We start from the raw sequence: 8,876 nt of genomic DNA on the forward strand, positions 1-8,876 counted from the left end.
CTACTCAGGTAACAATACTGTTGCGACAGGTGACGCAGCTCAACAAGTGTGGACTTACCTTAAAAGCTACGGATATTCCGACAGCGTAGCCGCAGGGATCATCGGTAATATGATGAGAGAGTGCGGCGGCGATACGCTCAATCTTGATTGGAACATTATCGGGCACTATAACGGTGATGAGTTTTACGGCTTATGCCAATGGTGCCTGAGATATACGCCTTCGGGATTCAAAGGCTCAACAATCAAGGAACAATGCGAGTATCTGCAAAAGACGATTAAATCAGAGTTTGCAAATTACGGAGGAAACTATAACGGAATTACTTATAGCGAATTCCTGAAATCCGATACCCGCACGGCGGCGATTGCCTTTGAGCGTGTATATGAGCGTTGCGGCGATTACTCAAATGAGGATTCACGCAGAGCGAATAATGCTGAAAAGGCATATAACAAATTCCATAAATAAAGATAAAGCTGTCGTCCGTGGAGGGCGGCAGCTTTTCTGCGTATATAATTATTTCCCGTTCATTGCTTTAATCATTTGCATTACGGCGGCTTTCTGTTCGGTGTTGAGATTTACCCAACCCTCAAACAATTCCTTTAACTCAGGTGTCATTTCGACCATTTCTCCCTCGGCAAAGAATTGTGATAAAGTTATTCCAAACCCGTTGCAAATTGCTTGCAAGGTGCTAATGGAAGGTACAGTGTTCCGCTTAAATACATTGGCTAAAGTTGTATGTGATAATCCCGATAACTCGGACATCTTATATGTTGTCAGACCTCGTTCATCTAATATTTGTCTTAATCTTTCATTAACGTCCATACCGCTATCACCATCCTTAGTTATATTGTACTAAAAAGAATGGCGATATAATATGAAATAGTTGTATATAAAATATATCCACTCTTGGTTATAATGTGTTATAATATAATTGGGGTGGCATCTATGACTAATTTTGAAATAAAAAAACATACCTGTTGTTTTTCTGGTCATAGAAAAATCTCTAAAAGTGAAATTTTGAATGTTAAGCAACGATTAAGCGAAGCAATCATTTCTGCTATAAAAGATGGGTACTGCTTTTTTGGTACAGGCGGAGCGTTGGGTTTTGATACCCTTGCGGCTCAAACGGTATTAGACCTAAAGAAAAATTATCCCAATATACGCCTGATCCTTGTTCTTCCTTGTCTGTCGCAAACAAGGAATTGGAAAGCAGCTGATATATCGGAATATGAGAGAATAAAGAAAAAAGCAGACAAGGTTGTTTATATATCAAAGGAATATACGAGAGATTGTATGTTCAAAAGAAATCGCCACCTTGTCGATAACAGCAGCTTGTGTATTTGCTATTTAAAGGAGCAATCAGGCGGCACAGCATATACGGTCAAATATGCTATAGCTCACGATTTGAATGTACATAATATCGTTTTGTGATTCACAGAAAATCTAATTGCTAATTCATAGATTTGGTGATATAATTTTATAAAAGATTTTATTATTTGGAGGAGTATTGTGAAGCAAAACATTTATGATAACGAAATATTTTTCAACGGCTAACATTAGATATTACTGATTATCAAAAGTGTAGCAATATTTGGGATATGCAGCGCCAAAGTGAGCTTGCGGACAAGTTTTATAATGCAGAGTTGATTTATGTATAATAAAATCGAGCGAAGGTGAATTATTCATCTTCGCTCGATTATCTTTTTATTCGCTCATAATTTGTTTTAACGGTATTTTTTTCATTGACTGACCATAAGCAAACATAACGCCTTCATATACAACGATAAAAACAGAAAGCGTTATGAAGAACATCAGAAAATCAAACTCATATTCGGGAATACCCTCGACGCCCGAAAAAACAATATCAACCATAATTCTCAATAATGCATACTGATACACGGAACCGATGATAAAGCCGATATACGCCGCCGGGCGGTAGCCGTCGAGAACAGAACGCTTGCAATCAGCGCTATCATAGCCGAATACACGCATCATAGCAATATTCTTTTGGTTGGAGCGGATGACGGTGGTCACGGCGATATACAGCGTGGTAAATGCCAGAACAACGCCGATAATCAACATCATCAAGCCCATCATTTCACTTGACAAATCCTTCATACTTGCCGACATTTGTATCATAGCCGAGAAGCAGAACGAGGAAAAAGCGATGAAGAACACCAAGGTTTTGCGGCTTCTTAATACAGAGCTCCTCATTTCGGCAACAAATGTCTTTTTATCTTTTGTATTTTTGGTTTTGCCCTTTATCTTCACAATACCCTTCAATAGATTAACGCAAGGCTGGCGAAGCTTTAACAGGCTGTTGCATACTGCAATCAAAGCAAAGACCAAAGTGGGAGCAATCACCAGCAGGACGAATAATATCCAATGATAACCAATAGAAAGCTCCGGCAAATAACCGTCTTTATTTTGTAACTCATAAAACTGCGGCATTAACGCAAATGACAGCAAATAGCCGACGAAACAACCAAGAAATACACTCAAACCGAAAACAGAAAAGCCCTTTGCGATTTTGAAATCAGAATAACCCAGAGCCTTTAATATCCCGATTTCCTTTGAATGGCTGTCTATGTAATGCTTGATATAGAAAAACAGCATCACAACGGTAGTGATCGCCAAGCAGCCGCCGCTGACGGCACAAACGACCTTTGAAGTCATAATCTGTGCGTCGTAGAACATCTGCGCGTAGGGGTTGTCAATCAGACCGGCTATCGCAGTTAAATCCAAATAATAGTTTAAAAACATATTGCAGACGGTTACCGCACAGCAGGTCATAATGGAAATTCCGAACAACTTTACGCTGTCCTTGATACTGACAATCATACCGTCACCACCCGATCTCGTAAGCCGTCTTTTTATCCGTGTTTTCGGTAACGCTGACGATTTTGCCGCTGTTCATCTTAATGATTCTGTCGGCAGTTTCGGCTATATTGCTGTTGTGCGTTACCATAATCATCGTAAAGCCCTGTTCCTCGTGCAGCCTGATGATATAGTCGAGTACCTGTCTGCCTGTTTCTTCATCTAATGCTCCTGTCGGCTCGTCAAGAAAAAGTACCTTCGGATTCTTTGCGAGCGCTCTTGCTATCGCTACACGCTGTTGTTCGCCGCCGCTGAGTTCTGATGGTAATTTTCTGCGCTTATCGGATAAGCCGACCGCTTCGATATATTTCAGATATTCCTTGTTATTGTCGAGGTCAGCACCCATCCTTACATTCTTTTCTACATTTAGATGGGGTAGCAAATAATACTGCTGAAAGATATAAGCCGTGTTCTCACGTCGGAACTTTGTCAGATCCTTTTCGCTCATATTGCCGAGTTCTTGGCTGTCATAAACAACACAACCGCCGTCTGAAGTCTCCAAGCCCGAAATGACATTGAGAAAGGTTGATTTTCCCGAACCTGAAGCCCCGAGTATGACGATAAACTCACCGTCATTGATGCGAACGGAAACTCCATCCAGCGCTTTAAAGCGACTTTCGCCTTTTCCGTAATATTTTGTTAAATCATTTATCTCTATCATTATGATTTTCCTTTCAGTCTTTCTGTCAGCAATGCTTTGAAAACTTCCGTCAGCATTATGCCGATCTCAACTTCCGTAAAGCGACACATAGATGTTGCGCAGAGGGTGGCAATGCCGTGAGAATATATCCACAGGTGTCGGTACAATATAACAGCGTCATCTGCCGATACAGGATATTCATCGGTAATTGATTTTAAAATATCGGTATAGTTGTCATCAATTTCGGGAAGTATTCTATTTACGCCTATATTACCGGATGTTTTTCGCATAAACAAAAGTTGAAACAGCTTGGGCTCATTTATTGCAAACTGAATATATGACTGACCAACGCCCTTAAAGGCAGGGGTTTGCTGTAATCCTTGCTCAACATATTCGGAATATATCTCACGAGCTTTTGCTTCAATCCCGTTAAGCACCTCGCCCATATTATCAAAAACGGTAAATATCGGTCTTGCCGAGCTGCCAAGATAATTGCCGATTTCTCTTGCAGTAACGGCAGAAATGTCACGCTCACGCAGAATTGCTAAGCCTGCGTCGATAATGTCTTCTTTTGTAAATTTTGCTTTAGGGGGCATAATAAGCTCCTTTCTAAAACAATCGTTTTATAACGTTTGTTTTATTATAAAGTATAATAATCGTTTTGTCAATAGCTGGATTTGTAACGCCCAAACTCGCAATGAAATGAAAATACCCTACTTACCAAGAATTACTCCCCGGAAAGCGAATAAACAGTGATTTTTGAAGCTGAAAAGCGTTACATATCATAAAGTATAACTCATATAGAAAATTGCCGACGGAGCTTTGATTTGAAACCTCCGTCGGCTTTGTCTCGCTATCTTTCAATGTCTTGGGAATGGCGGTTGTGAGTGCGGCACTGCTTGCTCTCCGCTTGCAGCTGTTTGAGCCTGTTTCTTACGCTCTGCTTTTCGGGCACTGGGGATTGCCTGTCAGAAGCTTGGTTGGATTTCACCTTGCGCTCCCAATCGGACAGGTCACGGCGGTATTGCTCGACAATCTCGGTTGCTTTTTTGAAAGTGCTGATAAATACCTCTGCGTCCGGGTAGCCTTCGTCCTGCAAAATTGTCGGGATTGCGTCCAGCTTGACGGCGATGGTTTTCTCCGTCTGCTGAATCTTCTGCTCTAATACCTTGCGCTCCTTGCCCTTGAACAGACCTTTTGTTTCGGCAAGCTGCGCTTGCAGCTTTGGCAGCTCCACGTCCTGCAATCGGCGAATCGCCGCCGCTTCGTCCTGCACCTTCAACATCAGCTTTTGCATAACACGGTATTCGTCCATATCGACGCTCAGCACAGGCTTGGGCGGCAACTGCTGTGTGCGAATCATATCCCGTAACAGTTCCTTTGCCTTGCCGACAATCGAGCGGAACAGCTTTGGCAGCCAACCGTTTTGCTTGATGGATTCACTTGTTTTCTCTTGAATCTCCTCCTTTTTCACAGCGAGGATTTTGACTTCCTCTATACCCGACACCAACGCCAAATCAGCAGTGCGGTTCCATTCTTGTCTTGCAGCGTTGTCCGCTTCAATCTCCGCCGCTCTCGGATTGTTCTTGCCGATTTTCTTGGTCGGCAGATAGACGCTCTCGCTCTCGAACACCTTTAGCTTGTGTTCCGAATCGGCAACTTCCTTGTTGATAAGGTCGGTGTAAAACGTCTTGACCTCCTGCAAGAACGGCTCGCCCTTGAATTGCTTGTCCTTGACGGTAAACATATGCTGCTCGTAAACCTCACCCTTTTTGATAATCTTGCAACCGTTGCGGAGCTTGCCGCTTTCGTCCAAAATCTCTTTCTTGGTACGGACATGCTTGCCCTGTTCGTTATAAAAGAGATTGCGTGAAGCGGTCTTGATTTCGGGTTGCTCCAACAATCTGCGCTCACTGAATATCAGGTGAATGTGGTAGTTAGTCTTGCGCTTGTTGTGATGAAGTGCCGAGACGCACTCCACATTGTAGCGTTTGTGAAATTCGTCCGTGAAGCTTTCCAACACTTGCTGAGGATTGAGCCTTGTATATACTTCGGGAAGCGCAATAATCAGCTCCCTCGCTTCAATGCACTTTCCCTCAACATTACTGCGCTTGAACTCAATTTGCGCCTCTTTGGCAAGGGCAGACCAAAACTCCGAATCGGCGGTTTGATAGGTGGCGTAAAGATTCTCCTGCCGTGCGTGGCTGGTGATATAGTTGATTCTTCCTTTGACATTAGACAGCTTCGACATTTGGATAAAGCTGTGTCGTGTCATATTACTCCAATCTGTTTACGCCGCCCTCAGCTCCCCGCAGGGGCGAAATACCCCTTGCATAAATTCCGTGAATTTGTGCAAGAGGTGTATTTCGCTCTCAGTCGCCGAGGGCTCTTTATTTACTCTACCTTGCGGACTTCGCTCTGATTCAAAAGGTTTCTGCCCTGATTGGCGGTCATAAATCTATCCAGTGTATCGCTGCGAATAATCTTCTTGCGACCTACCAAAAGCACAGGCAGCTTGCCCCAGCTAATGAGCTTGCGCATAGTATTTCTTCCGATTCCGCTGACTTCGGCGGCTTCGTCAATTGTCATACCTATTTTAGATGTGCTCGTTTCGTTCACCTCCCCGTTTAGATTGCAAAACGCAACTTTGATATTATCATTATACTTAAAATAATACTATTTGTCAACTCATATTGCAACTCATTTTTAAATGTTTTTAAAAATATACGAAAATTAGGTTGCAAAATAAATATGTTTATGCTATAATAGTAGTCAAGAGGAGATGAGTATCGTGAAAAACAATAAACCATTCACTCCAAAACAGGTCGGCGAACGCATTAAGGAACGCCGAACGGAGTTAAATCTGTCAATGCCTGAGCTTGGCAGACGCGTCAGCGTCAACAAATCAACCATTCAGCGATATGAAGCAGACGGCGTTGACCCAAAGCGGACAATGATTATCAACGGTCTGGCGCAGGCACTGCTGACAACTCCCGAATGGCTGACAGGGCTTTCCGATGAAAAGGAATACAGCAACTATACCGTGTGCCAGATGTCTTTGGAAAAGCACGTCAAGGCATATCTGGAAACAGTGACTTCCGCTGTTGACGGTGAGCCGAGACAGGAAATGCTGACAACCTTCCTCGGTCAGATTATCGACCTCTACGCTATCCTGACAAAATACTTTGCCCTCTCAATGGAGAAGGTCAATCAGGTTGCAGTGGACGAGGGCTTGAAGGAATCAATCAGAAAATACGCTATCAATATCGGCTCTATCACAGAGCAGGTTTATCAAAGGGAAATGCAAACGCCCGTTGACGATATTAAAAAATATCTTGACGGCATACTTCACTTATACGACGAGGGCAGGACAAAAACGTCAATGCCCGAACTTCTCGGAATGGTTGAGCAATCCGAACAGAAACTGCTCGACAAGCAAAATTCCGTGGCACCTTAACAATTCAATCATCAATTTTGCGCACAACATATATCACAGCGCCGATTGCCACGGATAGAAAGGAGAAAACATATCAATGGCAAAAGGCTCTGTAAGAAAGAAAGGTAAAAAGTGGTACTACCGCTTCTACGTGGAAAATGAAAGCGGCAACTTGGTACAGCGTGAATTTGTCGGCACGGAGAGCAAAAGCGAAACCGAAGCTATGCTCCGCAAGGCGATGGAGGACTACGAGGAAAAGAAATTCGTAGCGAAATCCGAAAACATCACCGTCGGGGAGTTGCTCGATATGTGGGTTGAGGAAGCATTGAAGCCCGGCAATCTGAGCAACGGCACGGTGATGTCCTATGTGGGTACGGTGGCACGAATCAAAAAGCACCCGATCGCACAGCGAAAGCTGAAAACGGTGACAGCCGACCATCTGCAAGCGTATATGGATTTGCTCAGCTTCGGCGGCAAGAATCCCGACGGCACAACGGCAAAGGCTCTGAGCAAGGGCTACATACGGTTGTTCTCGGCAGTCATGCAAGGAGCGTTTCGATTTGCGGTCTTTCCGAAAAAGCTGATTACGTTCAATCCTATGCAGTATGTTGTCTGGCGGCAAAAGAAGAACGTCATAGAGTTGTTCTCGGACGTGGACGAAGCGGCAACGCCGACGGTTACTCATAAGCAGTATTTGAAGCTGACGGAGTATCTGAAAGTAAAACAGAACCCTGCTTTGCTCCCGATACAAATTGCTTATTACACGGGCTTGCGAATCGGCGAGGTCTGCGGCTTGACGTGGAGCGACATCAACCTTGACGAACAATATCTCACGGTCAGGCGCAGTATCCGTTACAACGGCGACAGACACAAGTTTGAAATCGGCACGACAAAGAGGAATAAAGTCCGCACGGTGGATTTCTGCGATACGCTGTCAAATATCCTGCGGCAAGCAAAAGCAGAGCAGGAGAAGAACGCAAAGGACTACGGCGAGCTATACAGCCGCAACTTTTACGTTGAGGTTACAGAGAAAGACCGCCAATATTATGAGGTCTATTCTCTGTCAAGCACCGAGGAAGTCCCCGACAGTTACAAGCCAATCAATCTTGTGTGTTTGCGACCTGACGGAACCTATGAATCACCAAGTACAGTGGGGACAGTATGCAGGGCAATCCGAAAAAAGGTTGAAGGATTGGAGAATTTCCACTTTCATATGCTCCGCCACACGTTCACAAGCAATCTGATGTCAGGCGGCGCAGCGCCAAAGGACGTACAGGAGCTGCTCGGACATTCCGACGTCAGTACCACAATGAACATTTACGCTCACGCTTCAAGAGAAGCAAAGCGCACCTCAGCCCGACTGCTTGACAAGGTGGTCGGTGAATAAAAAACTTTCCCTTGTTTGTCCTCATAAGGGAAAAAACAAGGGAAAGTAAGCATAATTTGAGTATGAGCTGCGGTATTTAGCTGATAATTACTGAGGTTTGATAGGAAAAATCAGATAAATTCTGATTTATCGCAGTTACTATTATGGCAATCGCAGGCAGCCTTATATGAGGTTGCCTGTTTTTTATGCCCTGAAACGAATCGCAAACTACGATTTTCTCCTGTTTCTTATATAATATAGGTAAAGGAGAGGATACGGTATGAAAAGAACGTTAGCTGATGTTCGCCCTGAACTTATAAATGAATGGTCACAGCGCAATTTACCTCTTACGCCGAACAGCGTAACGCACGGCTCTAATAAAATAGTATGGTGGAATGGCAAATGCGGACACGAATGGCGAGCTTCAATAAAAAACAGAGTAGTGTATTACTGCCATAGGCAAGAAGCCGCTTTGAATGGTTGTTATTTTAATGTGCATTCGCCAAAGACAAAAGCCAGCATTCGTAAAATTCCAATGATTGATTCCGTAAAAGAAGCC

Annotated in this window: 11 protein-coding genes; 5 read left to right on the forward strand and 6 right to left on the reverse strand. The window is 43.7% G+C overall.

What is annotated here, in order from left to right:
• Positions 1-463, forward strand: a 463-nt coding sequence (locus tag KQI64_RS01250; RefSeq protein WP_216522965.1) for a phage tail tip lysozyme, incomplete at its 5' end; no start/stop codon positions are given.
• A 48-nt stretch (positions 464-511) separates the two neighbouring features.
• Here KQI64_RS01250 and KQI64_RS01255 read toward each other — a convergent pair.
• Positions 512-820 carry a helix-turn-helix domain-containing protein gene (locus KQI64_RS01255; protein WP_216522966.1) on the reverse strand — a complete coding sequence of 103 codons (309 nt, stop codon included), beginning with the start codon at positions 818-820 and terminating at the stop codon, positions 512-514.
• Positions 821-943: 123 nt separating this feature from the next.
• On the opposite strand from KQI64_RS01255, the gene KQI64_RS01260 reads away from it, so the two are divergent.
• Positions 944-1,429, forward strand: a complete 486-nt coding sequence (locus KQI64_RS01260) for an SLOG family protein (protein WP_253289138.1) — start codon at positions 944-946, stop codon at positions 1,427-1,429.
• A 273-nt stretch (positions 1,430-1,702) separates the two neighbouring features.
• Here the strand turns inward: KQI64_RS01260 and KQI64_RS01265 are convergent, their stop codons facing one another.
• The 5 genes from KQI64_RS01265 to KQI64_RS01285 all read right to left on the reverse strand — a co-directional run bounded on the left by KQI64_RS01265 (position 1,703) and on the right by KQI64_RS01285 (position 6,104).
• Positions 1,703-2,839 carry an FtsX-like permease family protein gene (locus tag KQI64_RS01265; protein WP_216522967.1) on the reverse strand — a complete coding sequence of 379 codons (1,137 nt, stop codon included), beginning with the start codon at positions 2,837-2,839 and terminating at the stop codon, positions 1,703-1,705.
• 4 nt (positions 2,840-2,843) lie between these two features.
• Positions 2,844-3,536, reverse strand: coding sequence for an ABC transporter ATP-binding protein (locus tag KQI64_RS01270; protein WP_216522968.1), 693 nt, complete (start codon positions 3,534-3,536; stop codon positions 2,844-2,846).
• Positions 3,536-4,111 carry a TetR/AcrR family transcriptional regulator gene (locus tag KQI64_RS01275; RefSeq protein WP_216522969.1) on the reverse strand — a complete coding sequence of 192 codons (576 nt, stop codon included), beginning with the start codon at positions 4,109-4,111 and terminating at the stop codon, positions 3,536-3,538. The genes KQI64_RS01270 and KQI64_RS01275 overlap by 1 nt, the downstream gene beginning before the upstream one ends.
• A gap of 257 nt (positions 4,112-4,368) precedes the next feature.
• Positions 4,369-5,790 (reverse strand): MobA/MobL family protein, encoded by a 1,422-nt coding sequence (locus KQI64_RS01280; protein ID WP_216522970.1) that lies wholly within the window; start codon positions 5,788-5,790, stop codon positions 4,369-4,371.
• A 119-nt stretch (positions 5,791-5,909) separates the two neighbouring features.
• Positions 5,910-6,104: a helix-turn-helix domain-containing protein gene (locus tag KQI64_RS01285; protein WP_201427721.1), complete on the reverse strand. Its 195-nt coding sequence runs from the start codon at positions 6,102-6,104 to the stop codon at positions 5,910-5,912.
• A 202-nt stretch (positions 6,105-6,306) separates the two neighbouring features.
• Here KQI64_RS01285 and KQI64_RS01290 point away from each other — a divergent pair, with 202 nt between their 5' ends.
• The 3 genes from KQI64_RS01290 to KQI64_RS01300 form a co-directional block, all read left to right on the forward strand.
• The gene (locus KQI64_RS01290) at positions 6,307-6,972 is read left to right on the forward strand and encodes a helix-turn-helix domain-containing protein (protein WP_330622910.1); all 666 of its coding nucleotides are present in this window, start codon (positions 6,307-6,309) and stop codon (positions 6,970-6,972) included.
• 76 nt (positions 6,973-7,048) lie between these two features.
• On the forward strand, positions 7,049-8,338 hold the full coding sequence (locus KQI64_RS01295; RefSeq protein WP_216522972.1) for a tyrosine-type recombinase/integrase: 1,290 nt from the start codon (positions 7,049-7,051) through the stop codon (positions 8,336-8,338).
• 259 nt (positions 8,339-8,597) lie between these two features.
• Positions 8,598-8,876 (forward strand): zinc-ribbon domain-containing protein (locus tag KQI64_RS01300; protein ID WP_253289139.1); only part of this gene is annotated, 279 nt, incomplete at its 3' end.

Source organism: Lachnoclostridium sp. MSJ-17 (assembly GCF_018918205.1).
In the GTDB taxonomy this organism is placed as follows: Bacteria; Bacillota; Clostridia; order Oscillospirales; family Acutalibacteraceae; genus Ruminococcoides.

What these genes read in the sequence shown, in the direction of transcription:
- KQI64_RS01280 (WP_216522970.1), bottom strand. Translation starts at nt 5,790, where the DNA reads ATGACACGACACAGCTTTATCCAAATGTCGAAGCTGTCTAATGTCAAA.
- KQI64_RS01295 (WP_216522972.1), top strand. Translation starts at nt 7,049, where the DNA reads ATGGCAAAAGGCTCTGTAAGAAAGAAAGGTAAAAAGTGGTACTACCGC.
- KQI64_RS01270 (WP_216522968.1), bottom strand. Translation starts at nt 3,536, where the DNA reads ATGATAGAGATAAATGATTTAACAAAATATTACGGAAAAGGCGAAAGT.
- KQI64_RS01275 (WP_216522969.1), bottom strand. Translation starts at nt 4,111, where the DNA reads ATGCCCCCTAAAGCAAAATTTACAAAAGAAGACATTATCGACGCAGGC.
- KQI64_RS01255 (WP_216522966.1), bottom strand. Translation starts at nt 820, where the DNA reads ATGGACGTTAATGAAAGATTAAGACAAATATTAGATGAACGAGGTCTG.
- KQI64_RS01285 (WP_201427721.1), bottom strand. Translation starts at nt 6,104, where the DNA reads ATGACAATTGACGAAGCCGCCGAAGTCAGCGGAATCGGAAGAAATACT.
- KQI64_RS01260 (WP_253289138.1), top strand. Translation starts at nt 944, where the DNA reads ATGACTAATTTTGAAATAAAAAAACATACCTGTTGTTTTTCTGGTCAT.
- KQI64_RS01265 (WP_216522967.1), bottom strand. Translation starts at nt 2,839, where the DNA reads ATGATTGTCAGTATCAAGGACAGCGTAAAGTTGTTCGGAATTTCCATT.